General features: G+C 56.3%; 22 protein-coding genes. 17 read left to right on the top strand and 5 right to left on the bottom strand.

What is annotated here, in order from left to right:
- Positions 1–60: 60 nt before the first annotated feature.
- Together LUN51_RS00645 and LUN51_RS00650 are read right to left on the bottom strand one after the other, a co-directional pair.
- Positions 61–867 carry a hypothetical protein gene (locus LUN51_RS00645; RefSeq protein ID WP_277809698.1) on the bottom strand — a complete coding sequence of 269 codons (807 nt, stop codon included), beginning with the start codon at positions 865–867 and terminating at the stop codon, positions 61–63.
- 261 nt (positions 868–1128) lie between these two features.
- Positions 1129–2091, bottom strand: coding sequence for an AraC family transcriptional regulator (locus LUN51_RS00650; protein WP_178999208.1), 963 nt, complete (start codon positions 2089–2091; stop codon positions 1129–1131).
- Between the two features lie 225 nt (positions 2092–2316).
- Between LUN51_RS00650 and exaC the strand changes: the two genes are divergently transcribed.
- From exaC to LUN51_RS00665, 3 genes are all read left to right on the top strand, one after another.
- Positions 2317–3837, top strand: coding sequence for an acetaldehyde dehydrogenase ExaC (gene exaC / locus LUN51_RS00655; RefSeq protein WP_040242999.1), 1521 nt, complete (start codon positions 2317–2319; stop codon positions 3835–3837).
- Positions 3838–3970: 133 nt separating this feature from the next.
- A complete protein-coding gene (gene adhP, locus LUN51_RS00660) occupies positions 3971–4999 on the top strand; it encodes an alcohol dehydrogenase AdhP (RefSeq protein ID WP_277809699.1) in 1029 nt (342 codons plus the stop codon).
- A 179-nt stretch (positions 5000–5178) separates the two neighbouring features.
- A complete protein-coding gene (locus LUN51_RS00665; RefSeq protein ID WP_277809700.1) occupies positions 5179–5790 on the top strand; it encodes a LysE family translocator in 612 nt (203 codons plus the stop codon).
- A 154-nt stretch (positions 5791–5944) separates the two neighbouring features.
- On the opposite strand, the gene fabF is transcribed toward LUN51_RS00665, so the two are convergent.
- Positions 5945–7210: a beta-ketoacyl-ACP synthase II gene (gene fabF / locus LUN51_RS00670; RefSeq protein WP_277809701.1), complete on the bottom strand. Its 1266-nt coding sequence runs from the start codon at positions 7208–7210 to the stop codon at positions 5945–5947.
- A gap of 147 nt (positions 7211–7357) precedes the next feature.
- Here fabF and LUN51_RS00675 point away from each other — a divergent pair, with 147 nt between their 5' ends.
- Positions 7358–8515, top strand: a complete 1158-nt coding sequence (locus LUN51_RS00675; protein WP_277809702.1) for an RNA-guided endonuclease TnpB family protein — start codon at positions 7358–7360, stop codon at positions 8513–8515.
- Positions 8516–8689: 174 nt separating this feature from the next.
- Positions 8690–9337 carry a TetR/AcrR family transcriptional regulator gene (locus LUN51_RS00680; protein ID WP_277809703.1) on the top strand — a complete coding sequence of 216 codons (648 nt, stop codon included), beginning with the start codon at positions 8690–8692 and terminating at the stop codon, positions 9335–9337.
- Positions 9338–9542: 205 nt separating this feature from the next.
- Here LUN51_RS00680 and LUN51_RS00685 read toward each other — a convergent pair whose 3' ends face one another.
- Together LUN51_RS00685 and LUN51_RS00690 are read right to left on the bottom strand one after the other, a co-directional pair.
- The gene (locus LUN51_RS00685) at positions 9543–9737 is read right to left on the bottom strand and encodes a tyrosine-type recombinase/integrase (protein WP_277809704.1); all 195 of its coding nucleotides are present in this window, start codon (positions 9735–9737) and stop codon (positions 9543–9545) included.
- The gene (locus LUN51_RS00690; protein WP_277809705.1) at positions 9734–10507 is read right to left on the bottom strand and encodes a phage integrase N-terminal SAM-like domain-containing protein; all 774 of its coding nucleotides are present in this window, start codon (positions 10505–10507) and stop codon (positions 9734–9736) included. The genes LUN51_RS00685 and LUN51_RS00690 overlap by 4 nt, the downstream gene beginning before the upstream one ends.
- 226 nt (positions 10508–10733) lie before the next feature.
- On the opposite strand from LUN51_RS00690, the gene LUN51_RS00695 reads away from it, so the two are divergent.
- From LUN51_RS00695 to LUN51_RS00750, 12 genes are all read left to right on the top strand, one after another.
- A complete protein-coding gene (locus tag LUN51_RS00695; protein ID WP_277809706.1) occupies positions 10734–11510 on the top strand; it encodes a hypothetical protein in 777 nt (258 codons plus the stop codon).
- 55 nt (positions 11511–11565) lie between these two features.
- Complete coding sequence (locus tag LUN51_RS00700; RefSeq protein ID WP_277809707.1) at positions 11566–11898, top strand: hypothetical protein; 333 nt, start codon at positions 11566–11568, stop codon at positions 11896–11898.
- Positions 11899–12000: 102 nt separating this feature from the next.
- A complete protein-coding gene (locus tag LUN51_RS00705) occupies positions 12001–12597 on the top strand; it encodes a glutathione S-transferase family protein (protein WP_277809708.1) in 597 nt (198 codons plus the stop codon).
- A gap of 683 nt (positions 12598–13280) precedes the next feature.
- On the top strand, positions 13281–14048 hold the full coding sequence (locus LUN51_RS00710; protein ID WP_277809709.1) for a DUF1883 domain-containing protein: 768 nt from the start codon (positions 13281–13283) through the stop codon (positions 14046–14048).
- A 90-nt stretch (positions 14049–14138) separates the two neighbouring features.
- Positions 14139–14597: a hypothetical protein gene (locus tag LUN51_RS00715; protein WP_277809710.1), complete on the top strand. Its 459-nt coding sequence runs from the start codon at positions 14139–14141 to the stop codon at positions 14595–14597.
- Between the two features lie 545 nt (positions 14598–15142).
- Positions 15143–15373 (top strand): hypothetical protein, encoded by a 231-nt coding sequence (locus LUN51_RS00720; RefSeq protein WP_277809711.1) that lies wholly within the window; start codon positions 15143–15145, stop codon positions 15371–15373.
- A 412-nt stretch (positions 15374–15785) separates the two neighbouring features.
- Entirely contained in the window at positions 15786–16226 is a 441-nt protein-coding gene (locus LUN51_RS00725) for a transposase (protein ID WP_277809712.1), read from the top strand.
- A 4-nt stretch (positions 16227–16230) separates the two neighbouring features.
- Positions 16231–16434 (top strand): IS3 family transposase, encoded by a 204-nt coding sequence (locus LUN51_RS00730; protein ID WP_277809713.1) that lies wholly within the window; start codon positions 16231–16233, stop codon positions 16432–16434.
- Between the two features lie 106 nt (positions 16435–16540).
- The gene (locus LUN51_RS00735) at positions 16541–16993 is read left to right on the top strand and encodes a GNAT family N-acetyltransferase (RefSeq protein WP_277809714.1); all 453 of its coding nucleotides are present in this window, start codon (positions 16541–16543) and stop codon (positions 16991–16993) included.
- A gap of 143 nt (positions 16994–17136) precedes the next feature.
- Positions 17137–17757, top strand: coding sequence for a LysE family translocator (locus tag LUN51_RS00740; protein WP_277809715.1), 621 nt, complete (start codon positions 17137–17139; stop codon positions 17755–17757).
- 84 nt (positions 17758–17841) lie between these two features.
- Positions 17842–18285 (top strand): hypothetical protein, encoded by a 444-nt coding sequence (locus LUN51_RS00745; RefSeq protein WP_277809716.1) that lies wholly within the window; start codon positions 17842–17844, stop codon positions 18283–18285.
- An 82-nt stretch (positions 18286–18367) separates the two neighbouring features.
- Complete coding sequence (locus tag LUN51_RS00750; RefSeq protein WP_277809717.1) at positions 18368–18946, top strand: GNAT family N-acetyltransferase; 579 nt, start codon at positions 18368–18370, stop codon at positions 18944–18946.
- The last annotated feature ends 37 nt before the right edge of the window (positions 18947–18983 follow it).

The following is an 18983-nucleotide window of genomic DNA, read 5'->3' on the forward strand; positions in this document are numbered from 1 at the left end:
ACCGGGGGCATTTTTCGTTGATTGCCGCGCTTGTCGCACAGGCCGCTTTCGCAATAAAGCCTAGCTCGCGAGGGCGTGATCGAGGCGTTCGAGGATGGCATCGACCTGGCGTGCGGGAACCACCAGAGCGTCGTCCAACGACGCCAGTGTATCGATGCGGTGCGGCAGTTGCGTGATCGCCAGCCCCATGCCCTCGTGACATTCCCCATGTTGATAACGCACGAAGGAGAGCTCTCCCAGGGCGTCGCGGCCACCGAGGTCGAGGCGCGCCAGCTTGCTGAAAGCATCGACGCTATCGAACACCGGTGCGCGTGTCAGCGGTAGATGGGTCAAGTGCCAGGCCAGCCAGCCGTCGCCGAGGCGCTCGGCATCGTCGCGCAGGGCGCGAAACCAGAGCTGAACCTGTTCGAGGCGATAGCGTGCCCATGCGGGCTTATCCATCCACAGCACGTCGGTGCTCTGGGTCGTGGCGGCATCGAGCTGGCCGGGCATGTACACCCATGACTCGGTGAGCTGTGCCAAGCCGGTGGGCAGTGGTTCCTCGAGCATGCGCTCGCCGAGCGAGTCCAGCGCCGAGTCGAGCTGGCTGGGCGCTTCCGAGTAGCCAACGTTATAGCGCCACACGCGTCCGGAAATCTCTTGAGTGACGATATGGTCTTCGTCGAGTGCCATATGGCTCATCAGGTCGCGAGCCTCGAGCGATGCATCCGCGAGGCCGGCGCGGCGCGCTTCTATGCACAGGCGCTTGAGCATCGGGTTGAGTGGCAAGCGGTGGTAGTCGCCGTAGCACTGACCGTCTTCCTGAAAGGGAGTGAGGTCGAGGTGCAGTCGCGGTGCGTCGCCGCTTTCGGCGTGACGTAGCGTCATGATATCTCTCTTGTAAACACTATATGCATCGCGGCGCGATGCAGGAAATGCCTACCCCGGTCACGAATTCCGCGTGACACTCATATTGCCTAGTACTTATGGCTTAGTACGGCGAACGTGCATCACGAGGAATTCTTGCCTTGCGCGGGTAGAATAAAATTTCGTTATCCACTTTATCGGATTGACGCAGAATTGCAAGCACGCTCCTTGAGGAGACGCTGATAGAAGATGCATTTTGGGCGTCTTTGGGGCGCCGCGCGCTCAGGCGATGAGTAGACGGCGATAGTCGCCCGGTGTGAGCCCATAGGCTGCCTTGAAGCGCCGCGTGAAGTGGCTGAGGCTGCGATAGCCCAGCGAGTAGCAGATTTCGGTGATGGGGGCGTCGGCCTCGCGCAGCCACTGCCGGGCGCGTGCCAGGCGCAGGCGCTGCTGGTACTCGCCGGGGGTATAGCCGACCTCGCGCTGAAACAGCCGGTACAGGCGCGCTTTGCTCATGCAGGCCTCGCGGGCCAATTGCGCCCCATCCAGAGGCAGCTCGGGGTGGCGTTCCAGCCAGGAAAGCGCCGCCGCGAGCCCGTGACGCGGCGGCGCCTGGCGGGCGTCGGCGAGCAGCAACTCACGCGATTGGGTCCGCAGCAAACGTACGATCAACTCGTCGATGCCCAGCCCGATCAGCGCGTCGCGGTCGGGGTGATTCTCGCGGAAGAGCCCCATCAAGCGTTCGATAAGCGCCTGGGTGGTTGGACTGTGCGGTACGTGCAGTGCCTGGGGATGATAGTGCCACTCGCCGAGCTCCCGCTCGCGTGGCTGGGTCTGGTTGAGGCGTTCGCTAAGGGCGTGAATGCGCGCGGGATCGAGATCGATGGTCAGGCAGGTAGTGGGCGCATCGGGGTGCGCATCGGGGAAGTCGATGCGCACTTCCTGGTGCGGCGCCAGTACGAAGCTCTCGCCTGGCAAGAAAGTTTCCGGTCCTTCGGTGGCGCCATTCATGACCTTGCGCCCTTGCAGCATGCCGCAGTAGAGCACCCGCTCGGCGCTCAGGGCGACATCCTGCGCGGGCCACCAGGTGTCGTAGATCGAAAGCTCCGCATGCGGGCCGGCATAACAGATGCGATTCTCGATCAAGCGCCGTGTGCGGGGCGTGTCCGCCAGTTGCTCGAGCGCGCTGGCGTTGTCCACTTGGGATGCCCGGGAGCGCGAATCGGGAGGCGTGACAGCGTGCATGGCGAACTCCTCAGCGGTACCGACGGTATGGGCGTGGATGACGCCCGTTACCTTGCAGTGTAGGCAAATTCAGTATCTGAGACTGGCAGACAAACGTCGGAGACTGGCAGGCAAACCGACGCCTGGCTGACAGGCCATGCTGAGGGCGATGCGTACTCATTTTCCAAGGGGCAGGGTCGCACACCAGACGATTCGCCCCGGCGCATTCACCCAAGGAGACACGCCATGATTCATGCACGTCCCGGCACCCCGGGTGCCGTCGTCGACTTCAAGTCGCGTTACGAGAATTTCATCGGCGGCGAGTGGGTGGCGCCCGCTGATGGTCGCTATCTGGACAACATCACCCCGGTCACCGGTGAAGTCTTCTGTCAGGTGCCGCGTTCATCGGCAGCGGATATCGACCGTGCGGTGAAGGCGGCACAGAAAGCCGCTCCGGCCTGGGGCAAGATGCCACCCGCCGAGCGCGCCAAGGTGCTGCTCCAGATCGCTGACCGTGTCGAGCAGAACATCGACAAGCTCGCCGTGGCCGAAACCTGGGACAACGGCAAGCCGATCCGCGAAACCAGCGGTGCCGACATCCCGTTGGTGGCGGATCACTTCCGCTATTTCGCCGGTTGCTTGCGTGCCCAGGAAGGCACCATCAGCGAAGTCGATGAGAACACCGTCGCTTATCACTACCACGAGCCCTACGGCGTGGTGGGCCAGATCATTCCCTGGAACTTCCCCATCCTCATGGCGACCTGGAAGCTGGCGCCCGCGCTTGCTGCCGGCAACTGCTCGGTGCTCAAGCCGGCCGAGCAGACCCCGGCCTCGATCAACATCTTCCTCGAACTCATCGCCGACCTGGTGCCGCCGGGCGTGATCAACGTCGTGCATGGCCTCGGTGAAGAAGCCGGCGAGGCGCTGACCACGCATGAAGGTGTCGCCAAGATCGCCTTCACCGGTTCCACGCCGGTAGGCAGCCATATCATGGCCAATGCCGCCAAGCGCATCGTCCCGGCCACGCTGGAACTGGGCGGCAAGTCGCCCAACGTCTACTTCGAGGACGTGCTCTCGCATGGCGACGCCTTCGCCGAGAAGTGCATCGAAGGCCTGCTGATGACCTTCTTCAACCAGGGCGAAGTGTGTACTTGCCCCTCCCGCGCGCTGGTCCACGAGTCGATCTACGACGAGTTCATGGCCCGCGCCATCGAACGCGCCAAGACCATCCGCCAGGGCGATCCGCTGGACACCGAAACGCAGATCGGCGCGCAAGTCTCCAAGGAGCAGTACGACAAGATCCTCTCGTACATGGACATCGGCCGCGAGGAGGGCGCCGAATGCCTGCTGGGCGGCGGCAAGACCACGCTCGAGGGCGAGCTGGCCGGTGGTTTCTACGTGCAGCCCACCATTCTCAAGGGCCGCAACGACATGCGCGTCTTCCAGGAGGAAATCTTCGGCCCCACGCTTGCCATCACCACCTTCCGTGACGAAGAAGAAGCGCTGGCCATCGCCAACGATACCGAGTTTGGCCTGGGCGCCGGGGTCTGGACCCGCGACATGAACCGCGCCTACCGCATGGGCCGGGGCATTCAAGCCGGACGCGTGTGGACCAACTGCTACCACCAATACCCCGCGCACGCCGCCTTCGGTGGCTACAAGAAATCAGGCATCGGCCGTGAGACCCACAAACTTATGCTCGACCACTACCAGCAAGTGAAGTGTGTGCTGGTCTCCTACAGCGACGACCCGATGGGGCTTTATTGAGCCTGGGCCGTTCGGGGCACTGCCCCGAACGGCATTCCCGTTTCATCAATAGTGGAGTCACCGCTCCATCACGGCTTCGGCGCACTCAAAGGCGCGCAGCGTTCGGCTGCCCGCCAACCGAGGAGAAATGACAATGGACAAGACGATGAAAGCTGCCGTGGTACGCCAGTTCGGCGAACCGCTGGCGCTCGAGGAGGTCGCGACCCCGCGACCGCAGCAGGGTGAGATCCTGGTCAAGATAGCCGCCTCGGGCGTGTGCCACACTGATCTGCATGCCGCCCACGGCGACTGGCCAGTCAAGCCCAGCCCACCCTTCATACCCGGTCACGAGGGCGTCGGCCATATCGTGGCGGTGGGCGAGGGGGTCAAGCACGTCAAGGAGGGTGACCGTGTCGGCGTGCCGTGGCTCTATTCTACCTGCGGCCATTGCGAACACTGTCTAGGGGGCTGGGAGACCCTGTGCGAGTCACAGCAGAACACCGGCTACTCGGTGAACGGCGGTTTCGCCGACTACACCCTGGCCGATGCCGGCTACGTGGGGCGGCTGCCCGACAACGTCGACTTCCTGGAGATCGCGCCGGTGCTGTGTGCCGGCGTGACGGTCTACAAGGGACTCAAGATGACCGATGCCCGTCCTGGCCAGTGGGTGGTGATCTCGGGTATCGGCGGTCTCGGTCACATGGCGGTGCAATATGCCAAGGCCATGGGCTTTAACGTGGCCGCGGTGGATATCGACGACGGCAAGCTGGCGCTGGCCGAGCGCCTGGGGGCCACCGTTGTCGTCAATGCCTTGAAGGCCGATCCGGCCGAGACCCTCAAACGCGAGGTCGGCGGTGCTCATGGCGCGCTGGTCACCGCGGTGTCACCCAAGGCCTTCGATCAGGCCCAACGCATGCTGCGTCGCGGAGGCACCCTGGTGCTCAATGGCCTGCCGCCGGGCGACTTCCCGCTGCCGATCTTCGATACGGTGCTCAACGGCATCACCGTGCGTGGCTCCATCGTCGGCACTCGACAAGACCTTCAGGAAGCGCTCGATTTCGCCGGTCAAGGCAAGGTCGAGGCCACCATCGCCACCGAGAAGCTGGAAAACATCAACGACGTCTTCCAACGCATGCTCGACGGCAAGATCGAAGGGCGGATCGTGTTGGACATGACGGGCTGAGCCGCCATGCCTTGAGACCGCTTCCACGTACTGAGTCGCTTCCGACTCAATCTTTGCCGCTTCCCCGGAAGCGGCATTTTTGTGGAGGGTGTTAGGTTTGGCGTGCAAGGCCATGCTTCTATGGCAGCTTTATACCCATTCCTTAACCCTGTTGTTGGCGTTGTCTGGAGGTATCTGCGATGGACCTGTATTGGCTGTTCCTGATCATGGCAACGCTCACAGTTCTCAGCCCAGGGCCGGGCGTCGTAATGACCCTGAGCAATTCGTTGCGGTTTGGCTTCATGGGGAGTCTTGGCGGAATAGTCGGTATTGCCTTTGGCACACTGCTCGTAGCGGGCATTTCCGCCTCGAGTGTCGGTGTGATATTGGCGACCTCGGCGGTTGCCTTTACGGCGATGAAGTTCCTCGGCGCCGCCTATCTGTTCTATCTGGGGGTTCGTCTTTGGCGCTCGCCGTCGCTTACGTTCGCTGAACGGCCCACGCAATCGCTAGGCTTTCGCCGCCGCTTTCTCGAAGGGCTGACGATACAACTGACGAATCCCAAGGCCGTGTTTTTCTTTCTCTCGGTCTTTCCTCAGTTCATCAGCCCACAAGGTAACTTCACCGCACAGTTCACGCTGTTGGTGCTGACCTACAGTACGCTGGTCATGGTGATTCACTGCCTGTATGCGTTCTTTGGGCAACAGGCGAAGGGATGGTTCGGCTCGCCAACGGGAGCACGCGTCGTCAACCGCATCGGTGGCGCGACCTTCATGTGCTTCGGGGCCGCCCTGGCCAGCGCGAAACGGTAAGGCAGGAGACACAGCCTGGCCGCACGAGGTCGGGCCGTCGCGGCAACGTGTCCTGCCGCTCGCCTCACCGTCTCAGCGAGCGTTGCTTAGCCACCATTGCTGCGCCGAAGCGATGGTGGCGGCTTGTCGGAGCACAGTACTTTTCAGACAGCGCCTACACCTTGCTGACGATCAGCGCGGCATTCACCCCACCGAAGCCGAACCCATTGCACAGCACGTGCTGGCAGCGGTGCTCGCGTGCCTCGCCCGAGACGAAGTTCAAATCGCTCAGGTCCGCGTCGGGGTGTTCCAGGTTGAGGGTTGGGGGCAGGCGATCCTGGATGGCCGCCAGGGCCGAGAAGATGCTCTCCACGCCGCCGGCGGCACCGAGCAGATGGCCGGTGGCCGACTTGGTGGCGGAGATCGGAATGCCGGGCAACGCGTCACCGAACGCGTTGCGCAAGGAGGCGATCTCCGCCCGGTCGCCGACCGGCGTCGAGGTGGCGTGGGCGTTGATGTGATCGATGGCCTCGGGTGCGAGCCCCGCCATCCTCAGCGCGGCCCGAATGGCCGCCGCGGCACCGGCGCCATCTTCCGGCCCGGCCGTGATGTGGTGAGCGTCCGCGCTGGTGCCATAGCCGCTGAGAAAAGCCAGTGGCGTCGCCCCGCGCGCCTCGGCGTGGGCCAGGGTCTCGATCACCAATAACCCCGCGCCTTCGCCCATGACGAAGCCGTTGCGGGCCTGATCGAAAGGACGCGATGCCTTGGCGGGCGCCTCCTGCTCGGTGGAGAGCGCCTTCATGGCATGGAAGCTGGCCAGCGAGAGCGGGTCGATACAGGCCTCGGCGCCACCCACCAGGGCCACCTCAGCCTCGCCGCTGCGGATCAGGCGCATGCCGTCGCCGATAGCCTGCACGCCCGCCGCGCAGGCCGTGACCGGGCAACCCAACGGCCCGCGCAAGCCATAGCGAATCGACACATTGCCCGCCGCCAGGTTGGCCAGGAAGGCCGGCACGGTGAACGGCGAGAGTCGTCGATGGCCGCGCGTCGTTAGCGTATCCTGCGCCTGGGTGATGGTCGGGAAGCCGCCGATGCCGGAGCCCACGATGGTGGCGGTGGCCAACCGGTCCTCATCGCTTGATGGGAACCAGTTCGCCTGGGTCAGCGCCTCCTCGGCGGCGGCCATGGCATAAAGACTGAACAACTCCATCTTGCGGCGTTCCTTGGCATCGGCCACGCGGTCGGGGTCGAAGCCCGCCTCCGGGTCGCTCTCCATGCCGGGAACCGAGCCGGCAACTTTGATCGGCAGATCGCCGGTCTCGAAGCGCGTGATCGAGGAAACGCCGGAACGGCCTGCCAGAAGGCGCTCCCAACTGGCGTTGACGCCGCAACCGAGGGGGCTGACCATACCCATGCCGGTGATGACGAGCGGTGATGACATGCGAGTGTCCTGAACTGTTGGAATTTACGCCACGCTAGCACCGGGCTTGATATGATCAAAATGCGCGTCAAACCTCGTACTTCTAGTGCAAAGCGCGTCACAGCGCCTCTATTTGACTGTCTAAATATAGCACTTTAATTTAAATGCATGGTTACCGTCTTGCGCGCATACCGCTATCGTTTTTACCCAACGCCCAAGCAGGTCGAGCAACTTGCCCGGACTTTTGGCTGCGTGCGCTACGTTTATAATCACTTTCTGCGCGAACGTACGGATTCTTGGTACGAGCGTCAGGAGCGCATGGGCTACAACGCCACCGCCAAGGCGCTCACAAGCCTCAAGAAGCAACCGGAGACGGCGTTTCTGGCTGAGGTATCCAATGTCTGCCTGCAACAGTCCCTACGACACTTGGATCGGGCCTTTGCCAATTTTTTCAAAGGCCAGGCGCGGTATCCTGCTTTCAAGAAGAAGCGTCGCAAGCAGTCGGCCACCTACATGGCCAACGGCTTTCGCTGGCGCGATGGTCAGCTCTGGCTAGCTAAGCAGCAAGATCCACTTAACATCCGCTGGAGCCGGCGCTTCTCGGGAGAGCCCACCAGCATCACCGTCAGCCTGGATACTGCCGGGCGTTACCACGTCAGCTTCCTGGTGGAGGAAGAACAGCTGGCGCTGCCGGTGACGCCGAAGATGGCCGGGATCGACCTGGGGCTGACGCACCGCGTCATCACCAGCGACGGTACCAAGTTCCCCAATCCGCGCTTCATCCGACAGACCGAGCGCAAGCTGGCCCACGCTCAGCGGGCGCTGTCGCGCAAGCGGCGCGGCTCGAACAACCGGGCCAAGGCTCGGCTGAAGGTGGCACGGCTACATGCCAAGCGGGCCGACCAGCGCCGCGATGCCACCCACAAGCTCACCACGCAGCTCATTCACGAGAACCAAGTCATTGCTGCTGAGAGCTTGCAGGTCAAGAACCTGCTCCAGAACCGGTCACTGGCCAAGGCGATCAGCGATGTGGGGTGGCACCTACTCACCCTCCAGCTTACGTATAAGGCTGAATGGTACGGTCGCGATTTCGTTCAGATCGACAAGTGGTACCCCAGCTCAAAGCGCTGTTTTCATTGTGGCCATATTGCCGACAAGATGCCGCTGAACGTCCGTAACTGGGACTGCCCGGCTTGTGGCACCCAAGGTATCGACCGCGACGTCAACGCCGCCCGCAACATCTTGCAAGCTGGCAAGGCGATCCTGGCGAGGGCCGACAAGCTCCGCCATCACGAGAACACTACCGTGGGGCACACGGGAGGCTAGGCCTGTGGAGCCTGTGTAAGACCGGCGGTGCCATCACCGAAGGCAACGGGCAGTGAAGCAGGAACCGGGAAGGCGACAACCTGGGAATCCTCCGACTTCAGGCGGAGGGGATGCCAACAAGATAATATTCAGCGTGTATTCAGCACCTATTCTGAGTAGCAGCGTGAGGTCGCCATGTCCGACTCGACGAATCGCAAGGCCAGATCGCGCGAGCGAATCCTTAAATCGGCTGTCGAACTGTTCAGCCGCCAAGGCTTCGAGAAGGTCTCCATCGGCCAGATCATGAAACTGGCCAAGATGACCCACGGCGCTTTCTATGCCCACTTCGCCTCCAAGGAAGCGCTGTACCACGCCTCGGTGCGAGACACCCTGGAAAGCAGCCGCGCGGCCAGGTTGGTCAAGGGGCCGCTTTCGGTGAAGCACCTCACGGAGCTGGTCTCCACCTGCTGGAATCTCCAGGAGCTGGAACGCAAGCACCAACCCGGGCCGGAGACGGTGCTGTTCAACGAGATCGGCAACGAGAACGCCGAGATCCGCACGCTCTTCGAAGCCTCCTACCTGCGCATGAAGAAGATGCTGGAAACCCGCCTCATCGCCCTCAGCCGCCTCAAGAAACTCCCCTTCGAACCTGACCGCGACGTCATCGCCGACAAGTCTCGCGTCATTCTCGCCTCCTTGGTGGGCGCCGTGGCCCTCGCCAAGAGCCTGCCCGGCGAGCAAGAGCGCCAGCACATCCTCGAAGCCGCCCAGCGCAACATCCTGCAGATGCTCGGCGTCGACCAGGACGGACTGGACAGCATGCTGGGCGACGCCAGCCAGTAGCTCCACCACCTCCAGCGTGAAATGCCTTGCGCTTTATCCTTTCGTGGGCATTGCTCTCCCTGTAACGGCTGGTTACGGTACAGAAAAGGCTACTTAAGAAGACTTATGACCAAGCAGTACGCAGGGACTACCGCATGGATGACAGCCGCTCATCGCCACATGCACAGGTAGGGGCGGTAGCGTTCCTGAAGGTTTTGTCCAGCCATTAGCCCAGCGGGCTATGTACGCTGGCAAAGCCTTTGCCCAGCACATGTGTATAAATCTGGGTGGTTTCCACACTCTTGTGCCTCAGCAGCTCCTGGACGGTGCGGATATCCGTGCCTTGGCTTAGTAGCTGGGTGGCAAAACTGTGTCGCAACGTGTGACAGGAACCGGGGCGCGGCAACGATGCCCCTTTCATTGCCTGCTTGACGGCTTTCTGCACCGCCGAGGGGGGATGTGATGAAGCACGACTTTGCCAGCATCATCGAAGCAGGGGCGGCTGGCCGGGAATAGCCATTGCCAGGCCAGGGAGATTCCGGCATTGGGATACTTGCGATCCAGCGCATGGGGAAGCGTCACGGGGACGTTGCCATGAAGCAGGCGGTAGTCAAGTTGCTGGTTGGCAATGGAGATTTGATACTGCAAAGAAGGGATGCAGGTTGCGGGTAGTAGGGTGGTTCTGTCCTTGTCCCCTTTGCCAGCTCTCACCGTGATGATTTGACGCTCGAAATCGATGTCACGAACACGTAGACGGCAGGTTTCGAGTACTCGTAACCCCGAGCCAGACATCAAGGTTGCCATCAGATGCATGGAACCGGATAGCTGATTCAGCACGCACATCACTTGCTCGTGACTCAGCACTACCGGCAGTCGGCGCGGTTGCTTGGCATGCGAGAACTCCCCGATATCTCCTAGAGGCTGATCGAGCACATGGCGATAGAGGAAAACGAGTGCATTCAGGGCCTGGTTCTGCGTGGCCGCCGCTACATGACGCTGTACTGCAAGATGCTCAAGAAAAGCCTGCACTCCGGAACCACCCATAATGGCGGGATGACGCAAGCCATTGAAACGAATGAAATAACGTACCCAGTAGCAATAAGTTTTGACGGTGTGAGGGCTGTAGCGTTTCACTCTCATGATGGCTTTCACGCGATCCATCAGCTTTGGCGGTTGGTTGTGAGTATCCATGAGTCCTCGTATTAGTGTATTTTTATACAGTATTATCAGATTAAGCACAACGCGCAAGCATGCGAATACTGCATAACGCGCCGAATTATGCTTAGCACAATGTGAAATCAATGGGTTAGGTGTGAAAAGGCGGGCTTGATAAGATTTCTTGAACGCGCGCGCTCGTTCAAGTGACAAGACGAGCGCGCTATCTAATACCTGTTAAGCAATGAAAGGAGAACCAAATTTGATTGACGAAAGTAATCCTGCTGGAAGGCTGCACAAAATTTTATCGGAAGCAAAACGACGTAAAGATCAAGAAAAAGTCCGAGTGGTTTGGGCGTCTGTGCTGGATATCGAGCAGGATGAAGTGACTGTTACTAAAGCAGTGGTAGAGCTGTATTCGCTTTCAAACGAGATTCAATCTCTAATCAAGATGAATAATCAACTTAATCACACGCTGTATTTGAAATCGTTCAATCAGATTAATAGAGCATTTTTTCCGCTAAACTTGGGTTCTAGCTGGAATTCGGTCAAAACACACCTGACCGATGAAGCACTTACAAGGTTACAGTTTTGTGCCGAAGAGTTGTCCACGTTCTATACAGAAGATACGTTGTCGGACGAGGATTTAACGGAAATAGTTTCAAAAATAGAGGCTTTATTCGAAGCGGTTTTTAATTCCTCGCTACCTGATGTGTTGCGACTCTCGTTCCTTGAAGAAGTGGAGCGCTTAAGAAGCTCGATTAGTATGTATAGAATTAAGGGTGCAAAAGGGCTCAAGGAAGCGCTTCAAGGAACCATCGGGGCTGTAGTGGCCAATCAAGAAGAGTTAAAAGAAGCTGCAGGCCAAAACCCTGATGTTCTACAGCGTTTAGGCGAACTTATTGATAAATTGGATTCTTTTACTGCTAGAGCGCTAAAGTTGAAGAAAATGGTAACAAAGCCCATTCGCTACTTGCTTGAGAAAGTAACGGATGCTGAGCTATCGGATGGTGCTCATGAACCGGACTTTGATGCTTAACAAAGCATTCCAGCGGACGAGCCGCTGAATGCGACGTTATGCATAAGGAGAATCAATGGAATCGTTTCATGCCATCCATGACTTCAAGGACGCACACGACCTTGAGACAGATCAAGTTGGTAACTTAGATTTCAGGGCATTCGTTGAGTACCGTAGCCCTAGCCGGAATGCATCAGAGATCACAAACGTAAAAATCATACGTAATGGGTACCAAGACGGTCAGATAAGCATAGAAGAATCAGGCGAGTTAGTCGCAGAGAATTATCACTTAGACTTTACCACCCAGTATCAAAAATATCGGTATTGTGAGGAAGGGAAAAAGTTGTCGGTGGCGGGTGGTTCTCCGAAAATGGGCGGTAAATATAGCGTCGCTATATCTCCAGTGTAATTGCATAACCATTGCAGGTACGGCGACGCCCTTTACATTGCGCCTTCGGCTCCACTCCAAGGGCGCGCATGCTGCAGGCGTTACATCGCAAAGGAGATGTGCGTGAAAATTTACGGAGATAGAAAATCAGGTAACTGCTATAAAGTTCAGTTGGTCTGTGATCTTTTAGGCATTAATCATGAATGGGTAGATGTCGATATCCTGGCTGGCGACACTAAATCTGACGAGTTCTTGGAAAAGAACCCCAATGGCAAAATACCTATGCTTGAGCTCGATGAGGGCGAGACCCTTTCTGAGTCAAATGCCATCATCAACTACTTGGCAGGAGGGTCAGATTTCTATCCAGAGAGTGGGCTGGCTCAAGCACGCATTCTGCAATGGCAGTTTTTCGAACAATACAGCCATGAGCCGTTTATCGCGGTAGCCAGATTTATCAATAAGTATCTTGGGCTTCCTGAGGAAAAGGCTGAGGAATATGCTTCAAAGCAAGCTGGCGGGCATAAGGCGCTGCAGGTTATGAATCAGCAGCTTGAGAGAACCCCATATATAGCAGGAAGAAACTTCACCACTGCGGACATTTCTCTATATGCCTACACGCATGTGGCTCATGAGGGTGGCTTTGAGTTGGAAGCCTATCCGGCTGTGCAAGCATGGTTAGATAGAGTGGCTTCATTGCCGAATTTCAAAGGCATGGCGTAAATCCGATGTAACAATAAGCAGCAGGCCGACCTTCGGCGGCTGTGCTAGGCGTTAGAGGTCGCTAGATGGAGCCAATGAAATTTCATTCTACGTCTCCAAAGAAAGTAAATTTGGCGGTGAGAAACATCGCTCGGCACCTCGAGCTAAACGTAGACGAGGCGAGACTTTTAAAATTTCACCGCCCAAAGGAATTCGACCCGGAACCACAGAACTGTTTTTTTAATGTGTGGGTACAGATGAACTATAGGGGTGGTGACAAGCAACACGGCTGGCTTATAACCCAAGACTCCACCAAGGATTTTATTGAGGCACAATTTCACGCCGTCTGGATAAATCCAGAAGGTGAGTTGGTTGATGTCACACCCCGGCCCGATGGTGAAAAGAGAACTATGTTCATACCCGACTATGCAAGAGAAATACGACTATCGGATTCTAACGGGCGGCCAGCAATACTGAGCTACGATAACTTCCGCGTGCTTCAAGGCCGAGCATTGGCTCAACTGGAACGAATCAAAGTCGTAATGCAGGATACAAGCTTTATTGAGGAACACGGGCTTTTACGGTCTTAGTCAAATGCTCTAACAATCGGCTGCACGGCGACCGATTTTCCGCCGCTTCGCGGCTCCAAACCGGCGCATGAGCCGGGCGTTATGCCCCTCAGGCCGACAAAGGAGTAGCTCTCCATGCAATTTATTCACACTGATCTTGGCCAAAGGAAAGGAGGGGAAATCGTTGAAGTGACTCTTACCAGCGGCGCGAATGTTCGACTCATGGACAGCAGTAACTTCAGTAGTTACAAGAGAGGACGTCGTCACAGATATACAGGCGGTTTGGCTAAAAAATCCCCCGTCAGACTGCAGATCCCATCATCAGGACACTGGCACGTGGCCGTTGATATGCAAGGGCTAAGAGGTAGCACCAAAGCATCAGTTCGTGTTTTGCCTGGAATGTTGCCTGCAATTCAAGAGCGTCCGTTGAGCGACGTTCCAAGCCTCGTTAGAGACGATGTGCCCCCGCCGACGGAAAAAGATGGGGAAACGCATGACGTTTTCATTTCTCATGCATCCGAAGATAAAGATGATTTCGTGCGTCCCCTGGCTAACGCTCTAATGGACGAGGATTTAAATGTTTGGTTCGACGAGATGACCCTTCGAATCGGTGATAGTCTAAGGCAAAAAATTGATAGGGGGTTAGCAAACAGTCGCGTGGGATTAGTGGTCTTATCTCCAGAATTTATCAACAAAGGCTGGACGAATTATGAGCTGGATGGGATCGTTACACGCACGGTATCAGGCGAGCAGATACTTCTGCCTATCTGGCACAATATAACTAAACAGCAGGTTATGGATTTCAGCCCATCCTTGGCTGACAAAGTGGCTCGAAGTACTGCTACCCATACGATCGAAGAAATCGCCTCTGAAATAGCGGAGCTAATCAGATCAAAAGCATAACAAGGCCAGTCACGGTGACGTCTACTACATTGCGGCTTCGCCTCCATTCCGTAGCCGCGCATGCTGGCTGGCGTTATGCAGGGAGAGCGAATGAGATATTTGACTGCTGACGATAGCGATGTGATGTTTCATCACAACCTTAAGTTCTGTAAGGGAATTCTTCAGTCACCGTCCATGATGCGTGAATTAGACCCTAACTTGAGTGGTGTCGTGTCTAGATACGAAGCTGTCCATACGGACCGCGAGAAGGAGGCGGTATTCGAGGAGGTCAGAAAGGCCCACTATCCGCATATCCCCAGTCGAATGGGCGCTCTTTATCTATTCCCAGATCTCGACACTGCGATCAAAGCTAACCAGAGATGGTGGGGTGGAAAACGTTCACTCTATGGAGCAATCATCCAAAAAGGCTCTTCCTCGTTCACCGCTGACTCCAAATGGCTAGATTGTACCGCTGCCGAATTTGAGGAAAGCGCCCATAGCTATTTTTCAGGGGAGCGCACAAATGATCCATGTCTCGAGGTCATCGTTATGGGGACTATAGAGGTTTAGGAAGCTCCGGTTAATGCATAACCAGTCATTCCAGTTCGTTCCGGCCTTCGGCCTCCACCGGACGCCCTTGTCAGGGCGCCGCTGAATATTGGCGTTATGCATAAGGAGAATCAATGGAATCGTTTCATGCCATCCATGACTTCATGGACGCACACGACCTTGAGACAGATCAAGTTGGTAACTTAGATTTCAGGGCATTCGTTGAGTACCGTAGCCCTAGCCGGAATGCATCAGAGATCACAAACGTAAAAATCATACGTAATGGGTACCAAGACGGTCAGATAAGCATAGAAGAATCAGGCGAGTTAGTCGCAGAGAATTATCACTTAGACTTTACCACCCAGTATCAAAAATATCGGTGTTGTGAGGAAGGGAAAAGTTGTCGGTGGCGGGTGGTTCTCCGAAAATAGGCGGTAAATATAGCGTCGCTATATCTCCAGTGTAATTGCATAACCATTGCAGGCACGGCGACGCCCTTTACATTGCGCCTTCGGCTCCACTCCAAGGGCACGCATGCTGCAGGCGTTATACCTTAGGGTGTGTTTATGAGTGATACTGACGGCAAGGAAATTCCAAAATGGCCAGACAGTTTGCCGCCACCTTCAGAAATGACAATGCTACCACCAGAGCATGTTATTTATAGGGAGTCCTTGATTGGAGAGGAAGATATCTACAACCTAGTTCATGACTTGTTCTACTTCCCAGAAGATAAGTATTTTCTGTACTTCGAATATGCAAGCCCTGTCATACCAGAAGCTTTGATATTGAAAAATTAGAGCATTTCGGTTTGGCTTTGAGGAAGTACGAGAACTTCTTTTATCGTCGTCCATTTGGTGACGATGAGCCAGATAGATATTCTTATATAAGGCTCACGGCTGCCGACATTAAGTATCCCTGGCATCAAAAGCTTGTTGACTCCGGAGCTTTGTATGGCCGAGTGCAAATAGAGCTAATGGAATGGGCTAAAAAAGATATTGAGCTTCAACGGCTAAAATCGATGAGTTCTAAAAATGAAGACCCCTTGCTCTTACAGCCAAACTTCATGGAGGTTGGTGTCGACTTAAAGAAAGTCCCATCGTGGCTTAAACGTGTTTTCTCTAAAAAGGTATAACAATCGGCTGTTGTCGCCCCTGGACTTCCCCCGGTTTAGTAGACACGCATCGATAACTCCCACGGAGGAGAAAACCGATGCCCGCAATCATCACGGGGAAGAAAACGCAACGTTACAGCACTAAGTTCAAGGTGAAGGCGGTCGAGTGGAGCCATCAGGCTCACCGAAGCGTCCAAGTGGTCGCGGAAGCGCTGGATATTCACCCGTTCATGCTGTCACGCTGGCGAAAGGAGTACCGAGAGGGAAAATTTGCCATGAAACGGGTCAAGAAAGCGCCTGCCGAGGCCAAGGAAAAGGTCAGGGAGCAGGATGAAGTCACCCGCCTCAAACACCGAATTGCGGAGCTTGAGGAGGAAAACGACGTTCTAAAAAGTTTTAACGTTTTCAGGCCGAGGAACGACGGAAGCGTTCCGGTTCGTCTGGAAACACCGGCAGCGATACAGCGTAAAATCGCTTTGCCAGCACCTGAGCATTTCACGCTCCGGCTACTACGCCTGGGTCAACCGCAAGCCAGGTAAACGAATGTCCGAGCGGGCTGTGCTGCTGTCCCAGATCCGCAAGATCTACGAGGACAGCGAGGGACGATACGGCAGGCCACGGTTTTATCAGGCGTTGCGCCGCGAGGGCGTCACGATGGGTGAAAACCAGGTCGCGAAGGTGATGCAGCAATGGGGGCTCGCGTTACCCGTATCTACCGGCGCTTGGCGAGGCGCCGTCATGAGCTGAAAGCGCCGCTTTTCAATTGATCCATCCAGCTACCGCTGAGTTCAGCCGCTAGGCGGCAAGCACGACCATACGTGTCGGGCGTCAGCAGACATGGAGCTATCCGGACATGCCTTTTATCGATATCCGTCCAGCGCTCGAAACCGATTTGGCAGACATCCAGTCCTGCGCACGAAGGGCCTATGCAAAGTACATCGGGCGCATGGAAAGGGAGCCCGCGCCAATGCAAGCCGACTTCTCGAGCCAGATCGCCGAAGGCTGCGTGGACGTAGCAACCTGCGAGTCGCAGTTCGTAGGGTACGTGGTGTTCTACCCCGAGGGTGACCACCTCCATCTTGAGAACATTGCAGTTCTGCCCGAGTACAGCGGCCGTGGCGTTGGGAAGCGCCTGATCGAGTACGTTGAACACGCCGCCAAGGAGGCTGGCTACGAGGCCGTTGAACTCTATACGAATGAAGCGATGACGGAGAATCTAGCAATGTATCCAAAGATCGGCTACATCGAGGTCGGCCGTAGGCGCGAATCGGGGTTCAACCGGGTGTTTTTCCGAAAGCAGGTATAGTTGGATGGGTAGCAAAGGGAGAAGCCGCCTAACAAATCGTTGCAGCGGACGTTTGACCTGCCGCCCATTTTTGCTGGCGCAAAAACGGCCGTTGCCTCAAACGCAGCTGAGCTCAGGTGTTAGTTCTTAAAGGAGACGTAGCCGTGACCTTATCGACGATCCTTTTATTCATACCAGCGAGCTTCGCTTTAAACATGGCTCCTGGACCCAATAACCTTCTTTCAATGGCGAATGCCAAACGTTATGGCGTAAAGGCAGCCTGTTGTGCTGGCATTGGTCGGCTTGTCGCTTTTGTGGGTATGATTACGCTCTCAGCTACAGGCTTGGCAACAGTGCTGCATACGTCTGAGAAGTTATTCCTGTTTATAAAGATTGTCGGCGGATTGTACCTGCTTTGGCTGGCTTTCCAGCTTTGGACTGCAGACCCAACTGACGGCGGTGAAGGCTCATCGGCGGGTAAAGGGCTGCTTCAACTGGCGAGACAGGAGTTTCTTTTAGCGGCTGGTAACCCAAAGGCTATTTTGATTTTTACGGCCTTTCTGCCTCAGTTTGTCGATCCTTCAGGTTCAATAGGGCTTCAGTTCTTGATTTTGGGTGCTCTATTTCTGATGCTTGAATGGATCGCGATAGGTACCTACGCCGTTTTCGGAAAGGTGTTGCGCCACTGGTTTTCTCGTCCGGCTATGCGTCAATTGTTCAATAGGATCTGTGCTGGGTTTCTTGGAAGCGCGGGGATTGGGCTGCTACTGGCTCGTCGTGAGTAAACACTAGCCAGCCGCGTAAGGCGGACGTCTTTGACCGGTCGTTGCTTAGCTCAGCGTTGGAATCATATTTGAAAGGGGAGTTGTATGTCTATTGATCCCATGTCTGTATGGGCGAACATGCAGTTTAAAATCTGGCCTGAACGGTACTGGATGTTGGAATTAGGTGATGCATCCGCTTCTGATGCTGCTAGTGTGTTTGTCGAATGTGATGACCGCTACTGTTGTTTGATCCGCGACCAAGCGGGTGTGTCAGCCATTGTCGAGGAAAAAGCATTTGAAAGATTAAAATCCGTAGTCAAAGTCAGGGAGTGCTTCGGTCCGTTCCGAGTCGTATCAACGGACGGAGATCTTCCATTCGACGTCATCGGATTCCTTCGTCCTGTTTTAGAATTGCTAAATAATGAAGGGATCAAGGCTGGCCCCCAGTGTGGTGCTGTGTTCGATCACCTGTTCATCTATGAAAGTGATGTTGAGCGTGCAAATGCTCTGCTAGAAGATTTCATTAGTAAGGCTCGGGAAGGTCAATAACTCTATCCATTAATTAACGTTGCTCGGGTGCTCCTTACGTCGCTTCACTTTATAAGGCCAACGGTGCGCTTCGCGATGCCATATGGAGAACGAATTGTTTATTAGCGAAGCCATTGAGCTGCAACTTCTCGACAAGAAGCACGTGGATGAGCTGTTTCGGCTCGTGGATACGAACCGAGAGCACCTGCGGGAGTGGTTGCCCTGGATCGATGCGAATACGTCTCCAACGGATACCGAGTCCTTCGTTAATTCGGCTATCAGCCAGCGTAAAGCCGGCAAGGGGCCGCAGTATGCGGTTTTCCATGAGGCGACCATGTGTGGCGTGTGCGGGTTTCATCCCTTTGACGTTACGAACAAGATCGGTGGCATCGGGTATTGGTTAAGCCAAGCCTATACGGGCAAAGGGATCATGACCTCGTCAGTGAAGGCGCTGATCGCCACTGGCTTCCAGGAGTACGGCTGGAATCGAATCGAGGTGGCATGCGCCACGGGTAACGGAAGCAGCCGTGCCATCCCAGGGCGCTTGGGCTTTACGCTTGAAGGGGTGCTCCGCGAGCGCGAGTACCTATACGGCAGGTATGTCGATCATGCCATCTACTCGATGCTGGCATCGGAATTCTCGCTTAACGAAGCGCAGCACCTGACAAGCCGCCGTGCATAGCGTTATCGCCCCACACCTTCCCCTCTTTAAGCCAAGG

The organism is Chromohalobacter canadensis, from assembly GCF_029544075.1.
Lineage (GTDB): Bacteria > Pseudomonadota > Gammaproteobacteria > Pseudomonadales > Halomonadaceae > Chromohalobacter > Chromohalobacter canadensis_A.